17 protein-coding genes are annotated in these 17985 nt (G+C 44.2%); all 17 read right to left on the bottom strand.

The genetic code is table 11. The annotated features are described in order from the left end of the window. Window positions 1-140: 140 nt before the first annotated feature. Entirely contained in the window at window positions 141-629 is a 489-nt protein-coding gene (gene mreD, locus OCU87_RS01690; protein ID WP_062689597.1) for a rod shape-determining protein MreD, read from the bottom strand. Then, window positions 619-1479 (bottom strand): rod shape-determining protein MreC, encoded by an 861-nt coding sequence (gene mreC / locus OCU87_RS01685; RefSeq protein WP_094955689.1) that lies wholly within the window; start codon window positions 1477-1479, stop codon window positions 619-621. Before mreC ends, mreD begins: the two co-directional genes overlap by 11 nt. A 40-nt stretch (window positions 1480-1519) precedes the next feature. Continuing rightward, window positions 1520-2563, bottom strand: a complete 1044-nt coding sequence (locus tag OCU87_RS01680) for a rod shape-determining protein (RefSeq protein WP_048899201.1) — start codon at window positions 2561-2563, stop codon at window positions 1520-1522. A gap of 127 nt (window positions 2564-2690) precedes the next feature. Beyond that, window positions 2691-6713, bottom strand: coding sequence for a DUF6701 domain-containing protein (locus OCU87_RS01675; protein ID WP_261857729.1), 4023 nt, complete (start codon window positions 6711-6713; stop codon window positions 2691-2693). Continuing rightward, window positions 6713-7138 carry a hypothetical protein gene (locus OCU87_RS01670; protein ID WP_094955687.1) on the bottom strand — a complete coding sequence of 142 codons (426 nt, stop codon included), beginning with the start codon at window positions 7136-7138 and terminating at the stop codon, window positions 6713-6715. The genes OCU87_RS01675 and OCU87_RS01670 overlap by 1 nt, the downstream gene beginning before the upstream one ends. Further along, window positions 7128-7898, bottom strand: a complete 771-nt coding sequence (locus tag OCU87_RS01665; RefSeq protein ID WP_261857728.1) for a PilW family protein — start codon at window positions 7896-7898, stop codon at window positions 7128-7130. Before OCU87_RS01665 ends, OCU87_RS01670 begins: the two co-directional genes overlap by 11 nt. Continuing rightward, a complete protein-coding gene (locus OCU87_RS01660; RefSeq protein WP_261857727.1) occupies window positions 7898-8566 on the bottom strand; it encodes a type IV pilus modification PilV family protein in 669 nt (222 codons plus the stop codon). Before OCU87_RS01660 ends, OCU87_RS01665 begins: the two co-directional genes overlap by 1 nt. Further along, entirely contained in the window at window positions 8556-9074 is a 519-nt protein-coding gene (locus OCU87_RS01655) for a type II secretion system protein (protein WP_261857726.1), read from the bottom strand. Before OCU87_RS01655 ends, OCU87_RS01660 begins: the two co-directional genes overlap by 11 nt. A gap of 89 nt (window positions 9075-9163) precedes the next feature. Continuing rightward, window positions 9164-9637, bottom strand: a complete 474-nt coding sequence (locus OCU87_RS01650; RefSeq protein WP_261857725.1) for a type II secretion system protein — start codon at window positions 9635-9637, stop codon at window positions 9164-9166. A gap of 27 nt (window positions 9638-9664) precedes the next feature. After that, a complete protein-coding gene (locus tag OCU87_RS01645) occupies window positions 9665-10159 on the bottom strand; it encodes a type II secretion system protein (protein ID WP_261857724.1) in 495 nt (164 codons plus the stop codon). A 36-nt stretch (window positions 10160-10195) separates the two neighbouring features. After that, on the bottom strand, window positions 10196-10786 hold the full coding sequence (locus OCU87_RS01640) for a prepilin-type N-terminal cleavage/methylation domain-containing protein (protein ID WP_062689723.1): 591 nt from the start codon (window positions 10784-10786) through the stop codon (window positions 10196-10198). Between the two features lie 31 nt (window positions 10787-10817). Then, window positions 10818-11297, bottom strand: coding sequence for a hypothetical protein (locus OCU87_RS01635; RefSeq protein ID WP_261857723.1), 480 nt, complete (start codon window positions 11295-11297; stop codon window positions 10818-10820). Beyond that, window positions 11278-12498, bottom strand: a complete 1221-nt coding sequence (locus OCU87_RS01630) for a type II secretion system F family protein (RefSeq protein ID WP_261857722.1) — start codon at window positions 12496-12498, stop codon at window positions 11278-11280. The genes OCU87_RS01635 and OCU87_RS01630 overlap by 20 nt, the downstream gene beginning before the upstream one ends. An 11-nt stretch (window positions 12499-12509) precedes the next feature. Continuing rightward, window positions 12510-14225: a GspE/PulE family protein gene (locus OCU87_RS01625; RefSeq protein WP_261857721.1), complete on the bottom strand. Its 1716-nt coding sequence runs from the start codon at window positions 14223-14225 to the stop codon at window positions 12510-12512. A gap of 4 nt (window positions 14226-14229) precedes the next feature. Beyond that, complete coding sequence (locus tag OCU87_RS01620) at window positions 14230-15450, bottom strand: tetratricopeptide repeat protein (protein WP_261857720.1); 1221 nt, start codon at window positions 15448-15450, stop codon at window positions 14230-14232. Next, a complete protein-coding gene (locus OCU87_RS01615; protein ID WP_261857719.1) occupies window positions 15447-16295 on the bottom strand; it encodes an ExeA family protein in 849 nt (282 codons plus the stop codon). The genes OCU87_RS01620 and OCU87_RS01615 overlap by 4 nt, the downstream gene beginning before the upstream one ends. 11 nt (window positions 16296-16306) lie before the next feature. After that, on the bottom strand, window positions 16307-17980 hold the full coding sequence (mshL, locus tag OCU87_RS01610) for a pilus (MSHA type) biogenesis protein MshL (RefSeq protein WP_261857718.1): 1674 nt from the start codon (window positions 17978-17980) through the stop codon (window positions 16307-16309). Between the last annotated feature and the right edge of the window lie 5 nt (window positions 17981-17985).

Raw genomic sequence — 17985 nt, 5'->3', positions numbered from 1 at the left:
TTTCTATTATCCACCTAAAAACGTCTTCAAAGAGTGGGCTTTTAGGCTAAATCAGACAAACAGAGCTCCATCTGGAGCTCTGCTAAATATACGTATATACCGTGTTTTTACTTTTATTTTTGCACCCACACTGCACATTATTAACGAATTGAGAACTTACGTCGCATCCTTCGTAATAACAAAAACACCCAAGGCCACAAGATAAAATTAAGTAAAATAGCCCAAGTGCGTTGCGGCTCAAACGTGACTTCTGAGACTAAGTATTCCGCCCAAAACTCAATTAACTTTCCAAGTAACGTCAACATGGCAATCAAAAGTGCCTGCTGTAATAAGGATAGATTACGTAAGACTTGGAAGTTGAGTGCCACTAAATAGCACACAATCGCCATCATTAAACCACGAACACCTAGCGTGGAACCTAGCATAAGATCCCACAATAAGCCGATAAATAACGCACTCCCCACATTCACGCGATGAGGTAAGGCGAGCACCCAGTAAAAGGTCACTAACAATACCAAAGATGGGCGAAATGGGTCTAATTCTCCGGGCCATGGCGCAGCTTGTAATATCAAGGCTACCATAATGGACAGCCATATCCAGATGCGCCCATTAGAGCGACTATAAGCCATCGCTTAGCCCTCCCGTGTTATTCAGTTCTTGTGGTGTCGGCCATACCAGTAACAAATAACGTAAACGGTCAAACTGCACCGTTGGACGCGCTTTGATCTGAGCAAAAGGGCGTTTGTTGTCGAACGAAAACTCCGTCACATTTGCAACCGGATAACCTTCTGGATAACGGCCACCTAAGCCTGATGTCACCAGTAAATCACCCACTTCAATATCAGTACTGCTTGGTACATGCTCTAGCTGGATTTGATCAATCTGCCCACTACCCGATGCGATCACGCGTATATCGTTACGCACAACCTGAACAGGAATACCATGCGTCGGATCGATCAGCAATAATACGCGACTATTATGGGCGCCCACATAAGACACCTGCCCCACAATGCCTTTATCATTGATAACAGGCTGGCCTTCGTAGACACCATCAGTACGCCCTTTATCAATCATCACTTGGTGACTGTAAGGATCTGAATCGACAGCCATCACCTCGGTGATCATTTTTCGTTCATCCCGAATAAAGGGCGAACCAAGTAAATCACGCAGACGTTTGTTTTCTTGCTTTAGTTGCTCAAGTAACAATACATCGCTTTGTTGAACCAATATATCGCGTTTTAGACTGTTGTTTTCAGCCAATAATTGCTGATGCGAGCTGAGTTGACCAGACACATTATCGAGCATCGCGCGAGGAATATTCGCAGCATATTGCAGCGGCGCTATCGCGGAGTTAAGCAGGTAACGGATATTGGCAAAAGCATCAAGGCGACTATCGGCCAGCATAAGGCTGACCGATAGTAATATGGCTAGAAACAGGCGCAGTTGCAGAGAGGGGCCTCTGCCAAAGATAGGTTTCATGTAACGCTATAACCTGTTTTTAAAATTGCCATTGCTGGCATTATTCTTCGCTGAATAAGTCGCCACCGTGCATATCGATCATTTCAAGCGCTTTACCGCCCCCACGAGCAACACACGTTAGTGGATCTTCAGCAACAACAACAGGAATGCCTGTTTCTTCAGTTAGTAGACGATCTAAGTCACGTAGTAGTGCACCACCGCCAGTCAATACCATACCGCGCTCTGAGATATCAGATGCTAGTTCTGGTGGACATTGCTCTAGTGCAACCATTACTGCTGATACGATACCTGTTAGCGGCTCTTGTAGCGCCTCTAGGATTTCGTTTGAGTTCAGCGTAAAGCTACGTGGTACACCTTCAGCAAGGTTGCGACCGCGCACTTCAATTTCACGTACTTCATCGCCAGGGTAAGCTGAACCGATTTCGTGCTTAATACGTTCTGCCGTTGCTTCACCAATTAGGCTACCGTAGTTACGGCGAACGTAGTTGATCACAGCTTCATCGAAGCGGTCACCACCAATGCGAACAGACGATGAGTAAACCACACCATTTAGTGAGATAACCGCAACTTCCGTTGTACCACCACCGATATCGATCACCATGCAGCCTGTCGCTTCAGACACTGGCATACCAGCACCAATAGCAGCTGCCATTGGCTCATCGATTAGGTAGACTTCACGCGCACCAGCACCTTGTGCTGATTCACGGATTGCACGGCGCTCAACTTGGGTAGAACCACAAGGAACAGCCACTAGCACGCGAGGGCTAGGGCGAAGAATGCTGTTGTCATGCACTTGCTTAATAAAGTGCTGCAACATTTTTTCTGTCACGTAGAAGTCAGCGATCACACCGTCTTTCATCGGACGAATAGCTGCAATGTTGCCCGGTGTACGACCAAGCATTTGCTTCGCATCGTGGCCAACAGCGGCAACACTTTTTGTACCACCCGCACGATCTTGGCGAATAGCAACAACAGATGGTTCATCAAGTACGATGCCCTGTCCTTTGACATAAATAAGAGTATTGGCTGTACCCAAGTCAATAGACAGGTCATTAGAAAACATGCCACGAAGTTTTTTAAACATAGTCTTCGGCTAATCCTGCAAGCTTACAAATTCGTTAAATTGCGCTAAATGTACCAAGGGGCAGGAAGTGACACAAGGTATGCTTTGTCAAACCTGCCACAGATCGGCATTTTATTTCACAATCACCTTAATTCGGCAAGGCTGTCATACCTTTTTCGCCTCGATAGATAATTCGGTCATTACCTCGATAAACCCCAAAGGTCACGACAGTTGAAGGGCTTTCGTCACCTTCTCCCCGCCAGTTATACGTCAACCAAGGCAACTTGGTAACACCAAGGCCTGCAGGGCAAGCAATAGTTTGCTCTCCAGCTTTTGCCTTTGGTGGAGTGGATACTAACTTATGCCAAAAACGCACCTGCTCACGGTAGTAATCAGTGCGATTTGGGTTAGCCTGAATATCTAGTGTCTTACCCGTAGTGACATGCGTACCGTTACCTTGTAGAACCGACTTAGAATTCGCACTATCAGCAGGCCAAATCATTTGCTTACAGTAATTGCCACCATCAAATGGCGAATAGCTATCATCAGTATTTAATATGAATTTCTGGCCATCCCAGTACTCAACACGCATCGGCACAGTAACCGTTTTATCAAATGCAGTGCCAACATCATCCAAAGCCATTCGACCATAACGGGCATCAAGTCGACCAGCTAACGCTGAACCGACAAAGGTTTCATTGTCAGTGATTAGATTTTGCGGTGATGAACGATAATCAATGGGATCGGTATGATCACTTCCTTTGCTATAGAGCACTACTTTCATATTTGGAAAATTGCGATTGTCTGTCACCGTTGCAGTGCTTTTCTTTGGATCAATCAAGCGAGTAAATTTAGCACCAGAAACCGCTTTAGAAATTGTTGCCTTATTCCAATTAACCAACCCAGTCGGCATCGTCGGTGTAACGCGTGAACGCCAGTCATTATTAGCTTTTAGCGCAGCATCACCATCCACTAAGGCCACATTCACTTTAGCTTTTAGCGACTCAGCAAACTTACTGTAATTGGTTGTTGCTTCGGTGTAACCATTCGCTTTTGCCGTTAGCGTAAAATCATAACTCCACCCTTGATTCATGTAGGTGAACCCTGTCAGCGAATTTGCAGGGTGAGTATTTTTCACTGCGCTTGAGGTTAACTCAAAATAGGCAGGATAGATCCTACCAATTCGAAACGGTGCAGGTGGAACCGCAAAGCCCTTTTTCAAGTAATCATCCGATCCTAATCCGACCTTGAAACTGCCTACATCACCCCAGCCAACAATACCTTTACCATATTCAGAACCCGCTTTGAATTTAGCATCACCACCAAAAACATTGCCCCCAAGTTGCCCATTAGTCGGGGTATCTAACGAATAAACCCCCACGTTTAAATTCGTTTGAACGGTATCATCAACAAACTGAGTTAACTCAGGACGAGCCGCAGCACAGTAATAATCTTCATTTTGATTAACTATTGGGGTTTTAAAATCATCATTCGATGCATAGCTATTACCCAGCCATGCAAGCGGCTTAGCATAAAAATTAATGTGCTCACCGGATTTAGCTAACCCAGCGCCACTGGTTGCATCGCCTTTAAACAAAGAGTGATTTTTATCTTTCCAATCACATAGCGCCAATGCAAATGGACGGAAATAAAAGTCTTCACTGGCAGTCATCTCTGACGGTTTACCTTCAAATGCTTTATCTTTTAGCGTTAACGTCACTCGCCCTGCTTCGGGATATTTACCCTTGTTACCTGCCGCTTTCCCTTTAACAAAAGTAAAGTGAAAATCACCGGTCGCATTTTTATACGTTGAACCCGATTTATTAGCTTTAATTTGTAACTGTTTGCCCGCTGTAGAAATACTTTGGCTATGAGTAACGGCTAATTTACGCTCCCCCGTATAATCCTCCATCACATCACAACGTCGACTATTCCCCGATCTAGCCTTAGCGACAATATCCCAGCTAAATTCGCGCCCAGCAATTTGGCCAAATGGGACATTATCGACAAAGTCTTTATTCTCAATGGCTAATGCAAAAGGCACAAAAGTGTAAGCACCAGCTGTTTTAGTAACATCACCATGACTGGTGAGTTTGGCTTGAATATTGATTGATGCGAGATCTTTACTTGATAGCTTGTATTTAACCGAGCCGGTTTCACTATTAAACCGATGAGTGATTTTTGAAGGACACGTACCAATGGGTGCTGAAGCACTATCAAACCAACAAACATCGGCGTTATTGGGTGTTGTTGATGGCGCTGTGATTGCCATCGTGCCTGTAAAGTTTTGCGCTACTTTATTGGTGGTTTCATCAATGATGGAGAAAGTAATTTCTTCACCATCACAGGCCAATACTTTATCTTTTTTATCTGGCGATATTTCTAAGCGATAAGTCGGGCCAGAATCAAAACAGTCACTATCGCCAATAATTTTGGCATAAGACTCCATTTTTAATTCACGAGTAGTGACGGCGCCATACAACACGGTATTTTTTAATAATACCTCATCGCCAGCCAAGATTAGGGCTTTAGCCACAATTCCCTGGCGATTATCTTGACCTGCACTTCCCGCATCCATTTTGACTTCAGAATCTGAATTATGACCAAGAATAATTAAATTATCAGGCTTGCTACCTTGTTCATAGTTAATAAACCCTGAGCCACTCACTTTAAATTCATCTAAAATATGAACGGTAACTTGACCATTGACAATAAGCTTAGAACTCCCTTCCAACTTAAACTCTTGCACCCAATATTCACCAGAATTTAAAGTTAAATTTGAAGAACCTTCGACTTTTATCTCTTTATATCGGTCAGGCGAAATAGTTTTACTACCGGTACTTAATTTAACTTCTTTATTACCATAACGGAAAGTTTCTAAAGATGGCGATGGAATCATTAAACTAGGTGTAGGCTCACAGGCTCGATTAACACAGCTATCGTAGCTAAATTTCATGTCACCATTTTGAGGAAAACCAAGCTGGTAGCCACTCATCGCATTATAAATTTTAGAGTATTCTTTTACTTCAGCTTCCGCACTATGGCTCCATGTCTGCGCAGGCCCAGTAAAAATATCGCAAACCTCTTCGCTGACTTTGCGCTGAAAAGCCATAAAGCCCACTTCTTCATCGGCATGTTTTCGTTCTAATTGTTTTTGCTTTGCTTCATTTAAATCTTCATCATTAACAAAGCTAACTGCATAGTTACCATTTTTTTTCTTTAGTTGGCACATTCGTAGCCAACCGCCGTTAGGCCCTTGACGTGACGCTTTTGAAGCCAGAATAAAAGGTTCTTCTGTAAATGCACTTGAACTAGGAATCGTCATCATGCCATCGCATTGATCAAGAACCGGCTGAGTTACTTTCTGAAACCACTTTAGCGAGTTATCAAGTGTATTAGGGGTCGTACCAGAGCCCATAGTAAATTGAAGGCCCTTATAAACACCGGTACCTTCTGCGACTAAATAAGCAACATCTCGATTACCGCCCTTATAGTTATTCTGATATCGATGATTCCACTGATTAACTTCAGAATGATCAAGTCCAACATAGAAAGCATGATTAGATGAATTATTTTCGATATAAGGAACGACAGGCGTAATCCATTTTGGACGGGTGGTCATATCACTTCGATTCCCTTGTAGTGAAACAATCACACCTGGTGAGCCAAAGCCGCTACCAAAATCAACTTGATTAAGTTCGGAATATGATGGTCGGCTTCCACTCACCACATAACGATCTACCTTTGCTAGTCCAGCCTTTATTCGACCTTTGGACCCAAAATTAACCTCACCTTCCTCTATAACAAAATAATATATTTTTTTGTTGGCTATTTTTTTTAAACAATAACTCGAAGAACATACGCTACTTTCAGGCTTTATTTGCACTAAGCTACTGTCATAAGGAGCCAAGAATTGACGAATTTTAGCCGACTTATTAGTGATATTAACGATATTCAATGCAGACGGTGCATCTAAACCATTGCGTGTAATAGTCGACATAACAAAAACCAATGGTTTTTTTGTATACGTCTTTTTAAAGGTAATTTCACATTCATGATTAAAGCAACCACTAACATTCAACTCACCAAACTCAAACTGTGGCTCGGCCGCATGCAGTGAAAAACTAAACGCAATAAGGCAAATACTGATCAAATATTTTATTATTTTCATTATTCATTCTCACTCAGATCTTTTGCCCAAGTTTCTTGGATCCGTGTCACCGCATACTTACCCGTACCACATGTTGCTGTCGCTTCCAGCTGATAGCGATTAATCGTCTTACCGTTTTCTGTAATTGTTGTGGCAGTGCAAGATGCCGATACTGATGAACAAGAAAACTTATCTGCTGATATTGGATAATTAGATATACAAGCCTTTGGATTCGACTGCTTACTGCCTAGCGGAAACAACTGAGTAAGCGCATACTCATTGGCACTATGGGCCGCAAACCACGCTTGTGTGGCAAACACTTCACGGCTGGTCATCTCTTGATTCGACCAATCCAGTTTGACCATGGCAGCCGCAAACACCGCCATGACAGTAATGACTACCAGAGACAGAACCAGTGCACTACCTTGTTGTTTTTTATAAGACATTCAACACCTGCACTGTATGATCATAACTCGTTACCTCACCATCAACGTCAGCAGAAAGGCTAATATGAATCATCCCATTACGGCTTAATCCAGGTGCTTGCGCCGAGATATCCATATTTGATACCCCCCCCGCTATGAGATTCTCAGGCATATACTTTGCCAATGGCTTCTTATCACCAGTAAATCGATAAATTTTATTTTGAAAATAACAATATGATACTTGTTCTCTGTACAAGTAAGCCCGATTCGCTGGTGAGGTAACGGTTAAGTCATCTTGAGTCGTTAGCTCAATATGACCAGCGGGATCCGCTGCGGCCTTAGTGACTTTATTGCCATTGATATATTGTGATGAAGAGCCAAACCCAATAGCCAAAAAATAATTGCTTAGCTGTTTGTTAATATCCGTAACTAACGCTTTTGATTCTTGGTCTGAGCCACTCAAAATAAAATCAACACTTCTTCCTTGTGGCTGCCTCAAGTAAAAGCCCGATTGAGTAACAGGATAAAACGATAGACAGGTATTTGCTTCACCAACAGTATTTGAATCTAGAAAGACACTATTAGGTGCAGCATGACGGACTTCACGGGTGATCTTCTCTACCGCAAAGCGCAGTTCCGTTTGCGCACGATCACGATTGACCGTATCGGTATATCCTTGCACGCCTAATTGAAAGTAACTACCAACCGCTAAAGAGATCACCCCTAGCACGACCAGTGATATCACCATCTCTAATAGCGTAAAACCACGAGAGAGCTTCATTAATAATTCCCTCGATAGGCAACAAAGTCATACCGACCATAGCGCCCAGTATCAACTTCAATTGTAATCCGCTTAAAGGTTCGTTGAGCTGGGTCTCCCACCCCAGTCGAAGGTGAGCCGTAACTCACATCAACCCGCAGCGTCATATTGTTATAGCCAACATCTTCATCTGGGGTGCGGCTTGGGTCTAATAAATTCTCAATCAACCCTTGCCATTGATAAGATAAATAGCGCTGGCGGCACAGCTTGGCATCTCCCCAGCAACCATGAAAATCATCGACATCATCGGCAAACTCGACGTTTAAGCGTTTACCAATCACATTCCCGTGACCATCGAGAATATCGGTATATTCCAACGGATCATCTTCGGGCCAGCGGCCAGTTACAACATCAGGCACGGTACAAGCAATACCACTCTCACCACAACGTAAATGTACATCACGTACAGGTTCAGAATTATGGTCAAACTTGCGTGACAAAATTTCATTCAAAAAAGCATTACTGATTGCAGCTGCACGAGCTTGGTAATGCGGCGTGGCGGAACGCTCAACTTGCGGGAAGATAAAACTGGTCATGGTCACCATAGCAATCCCCAGAATGACAATGGTAATCACGCCTTCGATAAGGGTAAAACCCGCTTGTCTATTCGATGATAATTTAGCAGGCATATATGTACCCTTCTTTGTTGATACACATACTGCTTTTTTGGTTATTACTATTTAAAAAATCAAACTGACAGATTGTAGTACACGCCTGTACCTTCTTGGCAGTCACCCCTTTACCAGTAAAATAAAAAGGTTTGCCCGTGATATCAAAGTACATTTCTACTGTTTCTTGCGAGATACCAAATTCACTTGAACGAATCGCTAACTTATCGTTTGAGGTTAATGGTGGAAGTAAATCAGGTAGTTGCTTATTACACGCCGCACTATTGGAGCTTCCTAAATAATCAGGTGCAATAATTAAGGCGTAGCAAATATCAGGGGATGATATCGACTGATTCATCGTCATAATTTGTATTTGTCGAGCGAGGGAAATACCGACATCACGATTGAGGAAAGCATCGAAGCTATCACGACCAACAAATCGAGAAGCAACCGTTCCACTAACGATACCTATCAGTAAAATCACGACAATGAGTTCAATGAGGGTGAAACCTCTATTACGGTGGGTCATACATTGCCTTGCGATAGCTGACTCTATTTCATAAAAACACGGTATGTACTTATGAAATAGAGCCTCAGGAAGAGGCTCTATTAAAATGATTACTTACACGTTTTAACAGTTGTTTTAGCTGCCGAAGTTACAGAAGTCGCTTCTTCATATAAAACGTAACAAGACTTAGCTGCGCCACTTACAGTGTAATTTTGTAGAGTAAATGCAATATAGTTACCTTGAGGTGCAGGATCAACCGCAGTTACTTTCTGCCATTCATTAGTTAAATCAAGCTGAACAGCTTTCTCTACAGATGCTTTTGTCGGATAACCATAAGCAACTTCTAGATCTTGATTATCAACCGTAATTTTATCTGATACTTTACTTTCAATACCTTCAATCGCAGATTTACCATAAACGATACCTGCTGCACCGTTAATGGCACCTTTAAGACCTTCTAGCGATGCATCACGCGCATCATCTTGTAGGTTAAGGAATCGTGGTGCCGCTGTTACCGCAAGAATACCCAAAATAACAATCACAACCACTAATTCAATTAGGGTAAAACCATTCTGACGTTTCATTATATTCACTCTTTACTTTAATTAAGCTTATTTACAAGCGTCTGTATCAACAGTTACTTTTGCTGGATTCGATGCATCCGCAGCTGTATAAGTAACGTAACAGTTATTTGGGATATCAGCAGTTAGCGTATCTTTGTATTGCTTGAACGTTAATTGGATAGTTCCACCAGCAGCTTCAGTTGCTCCTGTACTTTTGACTATTTCCCAATCATCATTAAAGTTTGAAAGCGTTGCGACAATCCCAGCAGATGTTGCTGTTGGGTAGCCATGAATAACCCTGACTTCATTTGGTGCTTTACCAAGTGTACTTGCAGATGTATCGGCCTCTTTACCTTCAATCGCAGCTTTACCGTAAACGATACCTGCACCGCCATTGATTGCGCCTTTTAAGCCTTGCAGCGAGGCATTACGCGCATCGCCTTGCAGATTCAAGAATCGAGGTGCCGCGGTCACCGCTAAAATACCCAGAATAACAATAACAACCACTAACTCTATAAGCGTGAAACCACCTTGACGCTTCATAAATAACTCCTACCTTTTTAATAACTTGGTTATAGGCTAATTAAGCACTACTTCTACTTGCCCTTTTGCAGGCTTATAAATGAATGAATGTCCGGAGGTTAAATTACTCACGACATCACCTTGAGAGTTAGCTGACGCTAACTGATAATAACGACAGGCACTTTGTGCATCTGCTGTTTCTTTCGTTACATAAAACAGGTATTTCCCTGTTTCTGCTTCTGCACTGCTACTGGTTACCAAAGGTGGGTTTTGCAATAGGTTTTGCATTAAATCCACACAATCTGAACTGTCCACAGCTGTAATTTTTTTGTCACTCAAAGATACTGGGTAACCATCACTAACAGTGCCATCTGTCGTTGCGACTGTTAGGTAAAATTCAGTGCCATCATAATTTACTTTTTGCACGCGACTTGCACCAGAGCCCTCAACGGGACGACCATAAGCTTCCCATTGCGCCCTCGCAGATAACGCAGCCGTCGCATAACCACCCGCAACGCCTTGAATAGACGCTTTTTTAGCTTCATCCGTCACATTCAAAAAGCGAGGAAGTGCTGCAACTGCCAGTAAACCGACAACAATAATCACAATCACTAATTCGACTAATGAAAAGCCTACTTGTTTTTTCATACCCACCCCACGCAAAGCGTCAACTTTACGACTATTTTATTGCCACAAAGTCGTTAAACTTTATTGTCTCATTTTCGTAAAATAATTCCAGCCATTTCCCTGTACTTATTTGGTATATACATGACTCGGAAGTCACAGTTCTTGCTTCTTTTGTATACAGCAAAGAAACATAGGGTGCCGATATATTGACGGGGGTTAATATTCGCCATAATTGATAACAATCTAGGTTATTATTTTGCTCAATAAGAGGCCAGCCTAGCTTGGTAAAGTGGAGATCCACACCATCAATTTCCAAATGATCAGGCCGGTTGTTTAACTCCCATGATTGCCGTAAGGAAGACGCACTTTCATACAATGAATTGATGGTCAGTTTCAAGGCAACATCTTCCGCCTTGGCATTCACTTTTCGCCACTCATTTTGCAGCACAAAAACCAGCGTTAGTATCAAGACAAACCATATGAAAAATTTATAGCGCCTAACTTGGCGTAAATTAAACGCCTCGGGCAACATCAAGCATGCTCCACATTGGGACAAAGATCCCCAAAGCTAGGACTAGCACCATCGCAGCAACCACCACCAATAGAAGAGGCTCGATACGCGCGGTTAGCGTTTTGAGGTCGTAATCCACTTCACGATCATAGAAATCAGACGCCTCAAGCAGTAACTCGTCGACTTGGCCGGTTTCTTCGCCTACCGCTATCATCTGCAGTACTAAAGGCGTAAATACCCCAGACTGAGTGGCTGTTTGTGAAATACTGTTACCGCCCTCGATGCCATTTTTCATTTCAATGAGGCGCTTTTCTAAATAACGATTACCTAACGCTTCCGCTGCCATTTGCAACGCCTGGTTAAGTGGAACACCCGCTCGGATCATCAATGAGAAAGTGCGAGAAAAACGTGATAACTGAGCTCGATTGACTATGGTGCCGATAATCGGTACTTTTAAGCGCCAGCCATCCCACTTTTCTTTACCCTCTGCGGTATTACGCCACAAACGTACACCAATCCAAGTAATAGCAAGCCCACCGAACATTAACGGCCAATAGTTAACAAAGAAGTTAGACGTACCAATCAAAATCCGCGTTGGCAGTGGCAGCTCAACACCGAAACGTTCAAACATGGAAGCAAACTGCGGGATCACTTTAATATTCAGCACTGTCATCGCAATCATGATGGCCGATAAAACAAAAATGGGATAACGCATCGCGGATTTAATCCGACGACGGGTTTCCATTTCTTGCTCGTAATAAAGTGCGAGCTGATATAACGAATCGTCTAAACGGCCAGTATTTTCACCAATATGGATCATCGACACAAAAAGTTCAGAGAAAACGCGAGGGTGCTGGCCCATTGATGATGACAATGAACGACCATTGGTCAGTTCTGCAGAAACCGTTTCCAGTGTAGCTTTCATCAGAGGATGGTTTGCACTCTGAGCCAATCCATTTATTGAGCGCAGCAGTGGAACACCCGCTTTCGTCAAACTGAACATCTGGCGGCAAAAGATAACCAACATATCGAGTGGCACTGTACTTTGGAAAAGCACTTTCACATCGAGGCCAGCAGACTTCGCCCTTCCTTGACGAATATCGAGTGGAATAACACCTTGGCGCATCAATACATCAGCAGCCGCTTCTTGCGACGCCGCATCCAATTGACCCCGCAGCATCTTGCCTTGGCTGTCACGTCCTCGATAGTTAAAAATCGGCATGCTTTCGCTCTCTATAACAAGCTATCATCGATAAAATCCCCTTCGCCAAGCTGGATCACTTCATCTAAACTCGTTCTTCCCGCTAATGCGAGTTCTAACGCAGAATTAATCAGTGGCTTATAACCTTTACTCATACGGGCAATTTGGCTAAATAGTACGGCATTGTTATCTCGCAAAGCGTCCATCATCGATTGATCAAATTCAAGTAACTCGAAGACACCGATACGTCCACGATACCCCGTAAAGTTACAGCTTTGACACCCTCGGCCTTGTTGGAATACTTCTTCCTGTGCATCAGGAAAGCGTGCTTTCAACCACTGTGCTTTGCCGTCATCAAGTTGCTCGGGCTCACCACAGTCCGCGCAGACTTTTCGCACTAAACGCTGTGCTAAAACAGCACGCACACCACTGGCAACAAGGTAACCTGGCGCTTCCATATCCATCATTCGCAGTGCACTATCAATCGCGTCATTGGTATGTAACGTCGATAATACAAGATGTCCTGTTAGTGCCGAGCGCAGGCCAATTTCGACCGTTTCTTGATCTCGCATTTCCCCCACCAAAATGATATCGGGATCTTGGCGTAAGAAAGTCCGTAGAATCGATGAAAATGTCAGACCTATCTTGGCATTCACCTGAACTTGGTTAACGCGAGGTAATCGATATTCCACAGGATCTTCTGCGGTGATCAGTTTTTTCCCAGGCTTATTCAGCTCACTCAATGCGCCGTAAAGTGTGGTCGTTTTACCAGAACCCGTAGGCCCAGTGACTAATATCATGCCGTGTGGGCGTTTAAGTTGACGACGAAAACGCACCAAAATACCGGCAGGCATTCCGACTTCGTCAAGGCTTAAAATCCCCGCAGACTGATCGAGCAAACGCATCACGACCGACTCCCCATGCTGTATAGGCATAGTGGACACACGCACATCAACCGAATGACCACGCACTTTGACATTAAAGCGGCCATCTTGCGGAAGACGTTTTTCTGAAATGTCTAATCCCCCCATGAGCTTTAAGCGCAGTACTAGCGCAGACGCTACGCTCGCTTCATTAAGTAAGGTTTCATGAAGGACACCATCGATCCGTTGGCGAATACGTAATACGTTTGTATCCGGTTCAATATGAATATCTGAAGCGCCCACTTGGATCGCATCTTCAAATAAAGAGTTAATCAGTTTTACAACGGTTACTTCGTCGTTTTCAGTATCTTCTAAACCAAAGGTGTAATCAGAGTCGCTTTGATGCTCAGCTTGTAATTGCTCAGCAAACGAGACAATTTCTTTAGTACGTCGGTAGTAACGATCAAATGCATTAATTAATTGACCTTCACGGGTGATCACCAGCTCAACACGGTAATCCTGCAACTGATCATAAACTGCTTCCTGAGCCGCAAGGTCTGCGGGATCACTCATCGCAACACGCACAGTATCGCCGCGATGGCTGATCACCAAGGCGCGTAAGCGACGAGCATGAACTTCACCCAATAGGGCTACCGCTTCTGCATCAATATTGGCGCGGTTCAAATCGACCAGTGGAATATCAAGCTGGCGCGCCAAAAATTCCAGCATCTGTTTTTCAGTCAAAAAGCCTAAGCTAATTAAGGTATCACCTAGCTTTCGGCCTGATACTTGTTGTTGATCAAGCGCATGCTCCAGCTGTTGCTGAGAAATAATGTCTTCCTCAACCAACAAATCACCAAGACGTTTACGTAATCGGATTTGCATGGTTTTAGCTCCCCTGCGACTGAAGGTATGACACACGCTGTTGAATAAACTGCTGTGTTTGGGCTGATATTTGCCCCATTACCAAGGCTTGTTGATAGGCATGTAACGCTTTTTCTGCATCATGAGTTCGCTCAAGTGCAATCCCTAACCCTAACCACCAGCGTCCATCAAACGGCTCGCTTTTCACTAAGTGCTGATAACTTTCAAGTGCGCGCGTGTTGTCTTTAAGCTGCTGTGCTAGCGCCCCCCGCATTGCAATGTATTTGCTTGGGGCGTCTGTCGGTAGATCACTTAATACTGTTAATGCTGCTTGAGGTTGTGACTCGTTCACTAACAGCTTGGCCATTGTTAGACGTAATTCTGGTTGTTCACTATCACGGGCCAAACCACGCTGTAAAACCAAAATGGCTTGGCGTACTTCACCGCGGCCATAATGCAAAGCCGACAAGCGCTGGCGGGCATCAATCCAATCGGGATGGTATTGGATCGCCTTAGTTAAAAACTCAACGGCTTTTTTACTGTCACCCGCTTTGACGGCTTTCATTGCTCGTGAGTATTCAATTTTAGCTAACTCAGGCCCCGTTAATTCAACCGCTTCAATACTTAAGCTTGCGTCTTCCTGTAAAGCATCATCTTCCACTGTAGGGGCTTGTACTACTGATGGAGCACGCTTAGCTATCGCCCGAGAGTGCGTCACTGGCGGATTTGAAACTGCAGCAATCTTTAACGTTGTTTTCATCTCAGGCTGACGTTGTTCTTCAGCAGGTAGCGCGACTGATTGAGGGGCGGCTAAGTTAGACTTACTCTCTGGCACCGGTGTTGTAGTCGATGATAATAACGGTTCATCAACCTGACGCTGTACAGGTGTTGTCACTTTAGGTGCAGTCGCTTTAGGAGACAGACTTGAACCTGCAACGATAGCTGTCGTCGGTTCTTCAAGCGCTAACTCCGCCGCATTCGCCGCCATGACAGGAGAAAAACTATCTCCTGATGTAGATGTTTGTGCCACGCTCGTATCTGGTTGTTGTCCAAACCACCAGCCAACACCTCCGGCCAGTAGCACTGCGCAACACGTTCCGAAAATGGCACGTGGCGCTTTAGTTGACGGAACAGGCCGAATTTTCGCAGCAACTAATGGCGCTTGCTGTTTGTGCTTTGCGTGTTGATTACCGCGGGTTTGTTGCTTCTCGGCTAAACGCGAGAGCATTTTATTTAGTTCACTCATGCTAATTTCCATCCCCACAGTACTGGATATGTCCATAGGGGCTGACGGGCACCATTGGTTTCTTTCATTGCCAGCAACAATTCTTGCTGACCCACAACAGGTAATTTTCGACTGTACGTTGCTAACAACGCTTTATGACACAGCAAGTTAACAACACGCGGAATACCTTGGCTCGATTGCCACAATGCCTTATACAAAGGCAAAGTGAATAGCGTTCGATAGCAGCCAGCGCAGGCTAAACGAAATTCGATATAAGCTATAGTTTCAGCTAAATCCAGAGGCCGTAGAGCCGCTCTGAATGTCACGCGTTGTTGAAACTGACGTAAATGATGTAGCTGTAGTCGGGCATCCAACTCTGGTTGACCAATCAGCACAATATGCAGCAGTTTTTCTTGTTCGGTTTCTAGGTTACCCAGTAAACGAATAGCTTCGAGTGCTTCATCGGGTAAAGCTTGGGCCTCATCCAGAATCACTACCACTGATTGCCCCTTTTCTTTACGGGCAATCAACTCACGGTGTAAACATGCCGTCAGGGTAGTCATATCGCCATCGCTGGCAATATTTAATTCATTGGCAATCGCAACACGTAACTCTTGCGCTGATGCCGCTGGCGTAGGTAAATAAGCCAAGTCAAAATGGTCAGGCAATTGGTTGATCAACATGCGACAGACCAATGTTTTCCCTGTGCCTACTTCCCCCGAAATATGCACTATACCCTCACCCATATCCAACGCAGCCAAGGCCGTTTGGATCGCCTCAAGATGCGGTGGCAATGCATGAAACATTGCCGTATTCGGTGTTAGGGTAAAGGGCGACTGCTGACAGCCGAAGTACGATTCATACATACTGCCACTGCTTAGTTATCTTCAGGGAACCATTCAGTTACAAGTGCACGTGAGCGTTCAATTTCATTTTGCCATGTTTGCTCACCTACCACGGTAGGCTTCAGCAAAATCACCAGCTCAGTCTTTTGCGTGATCTTATTAACGTTACGGAATAAATGCCCAAGCATTGGAATATCGCCAAGTACTGGTACTTTAGAGACTTGATCTGCGGTTTGTGATTTCATCAAACCACCAATCACCACCACATCCCCGCTACGTGCGTGGATCACAGAATCAGATTCGCGGATAGAGCTTTTCGCTAACGGTAATTTATACACTCCAAATGTATTACCTAAATCAATCTCTTTCGATTCGGTAACAACATCAACAACCGCAGGATGCACATGCAATAGCACTTCGTCACTATCATTAATTTGTGGTGTGACATCTAATGAAATCCCGGAGAAAAATGGGGTAAGTTCAATATCGGGTGACGCTGTGCTGTTATCACCATTCACTTCACCGCCAGAAATATCTGTCACGAAATACTCATCACCACCAACTTTAATGATCGCTTTTTGGTTATTGGCTGCGGTGACTCGAGGGCTTGATAGCACATTAAGATCACCCTGGGTTTCTAAGAAGCTCAATACAGCTTCAAAGTTACCGTCTTTAATCGTGATGTTGGTTTGCCCCCCAAGGGCTGCAGCAATAGCGTCGCCACCAGGAAGAGGAACAATGCCAGCCGCCGCGTTAGCGGCAGTTCGCCCAAAGATGATATCAGTGCCGCCAATACTGGAAGTTATGTTGCTCCAGTTAACCCCTTGCTGGTAACCATCGCTTAACGTGACTTCCATAATTTTTGCTTCAAGTACCACTTGGCGTTTAAGGCGTTCTTGTGAAATATTCAAGAACTCTTTCACTTCACGTAGTTCGTTAGGGTAAGCACGAACACTGATCAAACTCGCTTGCGGTGAAACCACAATGCTTCGTCCCTGACCGTTGCCGATCATCGCGGTGACTGCTTTTTCTAACTGCTGCCAAAAATCACTTTCTGACACCGTTTCAATACTACTGCCACCGGTTGGTGTGCTCGTTTTCTTATTAGAATTGTTATTTGAATTATTGTCTTTGTTACTGCTGTTTTTATTATTTGAACCAGAATTAGAATTCTGGCTATTACTGGTCATCGACCCTGTCGTTAAGGAAGTAAGAGAAACCCCACGACGTTGCAGTTGCAAGTAATCAACAGGGATCACTTCCGTGCGTAAAGTGGCAGGAAATACTTTAATAATGTTGCCTTGACGCGTCGCGTTATAACCATAAATATCAGACACTACCGCTAATACTTCGTCCAAAGTGACATCGCGTAACGTTAACGAGATGCGACCAGCGACTTTTGGGTGGATCACCATATTAAACGGCGTACCCTTTACTAAGCTGCCAAAAAATACACGCGCATCAACATTACGGGCATTAACACGAAAGCGTTTTTCTAATGACGACGTCGACGCAAAATCTTTCCCGTCGAGGCTCGGCATCAAGTCGTCGTTTACCGCAGAAGGCAAATCCATCAACGGGCGGCTACTGGCTTCATTCGCTGCGGTATTTAGCTCTTGCTTGATCTCAACAGGATCGCGGTGTCCCATGTTAGTTGAGCAGCCAAGTAACGACGCTAAAAGTACTCCAATAACTAATCTACGCATCTTAA

The sequence above is a fragment of the Photobacterium sanguinicancri genome (genome assembly GCF_024346675.1).
In the GTDB taxonomy this organism is placed as follows: domain Bacteria; phylum Pseudomonadota; class Gammaproteobacteria; order Enterobacterales; family Vibrionaceae; genus Photobacterium; species Photobacterium sanguinicancri.
The sequence above is the reverse complement of the archived record's forward strand: the minus strand, read 5'-3'. Positions and strand labels throughout refer to the sequence as shown.

Excerpts from the sequence above, each read along its gene's own strand:
- mreD (WP_062689597.1), bottom strand. The coding sequence starts at position 629 with ATGGCTTATAGTCGCTCTAATGGGCGCATCTGGATATGGCTGTCCATT.
- mreC (WP_094955689.1), bottom strand. The coding sequence starts at position 1,479 with ATGAAACCTATCTTTGGCAGAGGCCCCTCTCTGCAACTGCGCCTGTTT.
- OCU87_RS01680 (WP_048899201.1), bottom strand. The coding sequence starts at position 2,563 with ATGTTTAAAAAACTTCGTGGCATGTTTTCTAATGACCTGTCTATTGAC.
- OCU87_RS01675 (WP_261857729.1), bottom strand. The coding sequence starts at position 6,713 with ATGAAAATAATAAAATATTTGATCAGTATTTGCCTTATTGCGTTTAGT.
- OCU87_RS01670 (WP_094955687.1), bottom strand. The coding sequence starts at position 7,138 with ATGTCTTATAAAAAACAACAAGGTAGTGCACTGGTTCTGTCTCTGGTA.
- OCU87_RS01665 (WP_261857728.1), bottom strand. The coding sequence starts at position 7,898 with ATGAAGCTCTCTCGTGGTTTTACGCTATTAGAGATGGTGATATCACTG.
- OCU87_RS01660 (WP_261857727.1), bottom strand. The coding sequence starts at position 8,566 with ATGCCTGCTAAATTATCATCGAATAGACAAGCGGGTTTTACCCTTATC.
- OCU87_RS01655 (WP_261857726.1), bottom strand. The coding sequence starts at position 9,074 with ATGACCCACCGTAATAGAGGTTTCACCCTCATTGAACTCATTGTCGTG.
- OCU87_RS01650 (WP_261857725.1), bottom strand. The coding sequence starts at position 9,637 with ATGAAACGTCAGAATGGTTTTACCCTAATTGAATTAGTGGTTGTGATT.
- OCU87_RS01645 (WP_261857724.1), bottom strand. The coding sequence starts at position 10,159 with ATGAAGCGTCAAGGTGGTTTCACGCTTATAGAGTTAGTGGTTGTTATT.
- OCU87_RS01640 (WP_062689723.1), bottom strand. The coding sequence starts at position 10,786 with ATGAAAAAACAAGTAGGCTTTTCATTAGTCGAATTAGTGATTGTGATT.
- OCU87_RS01635 (WP_261857723.1), bottom strand. The coding sequence starts at position 11,297 with ATGTTGCCCGAGGCGTTTAATTTACGCCAAGTTAGGCGCTATAAATTT.
- OCU87_RS01630 (WP_261857722.1), bottom strand. The coding sequence starts at position 12,498 with ATGCCGATTTTTAACTATCGAGGACGTGACAGCCAAGGCAAGATGCTG.
- OCU87_RS01625 (WP_261857721.1), bottom strand. The coding sequence starts at position 14,225 with ATGCAAATCCGATTACGTAAACGTCTTGGTGATTTGTTGGTTGAGGAA.
- OCU87_RS01620 (WP_261857720.1), bottom strand. The coding sequence starts at position 15,450 with ATGAGTGAACTAAATAAAATGCTCTCGCGTTTAGCCGAGAAGCAACAA.
- OCU87_RS01615 (WP_261857719.1), bottom strand. The coding sequence starts at position 16,295 with ATGTATGAATCGTACTTCGGCTGTCAGCAGTCGCCCTTTACCCTAACA.
- mshL (WP_261857718.1), bottom strand. The coding sequence starts at position 17,980 with ATGCGTAGATTAGTTATTGGAGTACTTTTAGCGTCGTTACTTGGCTGC.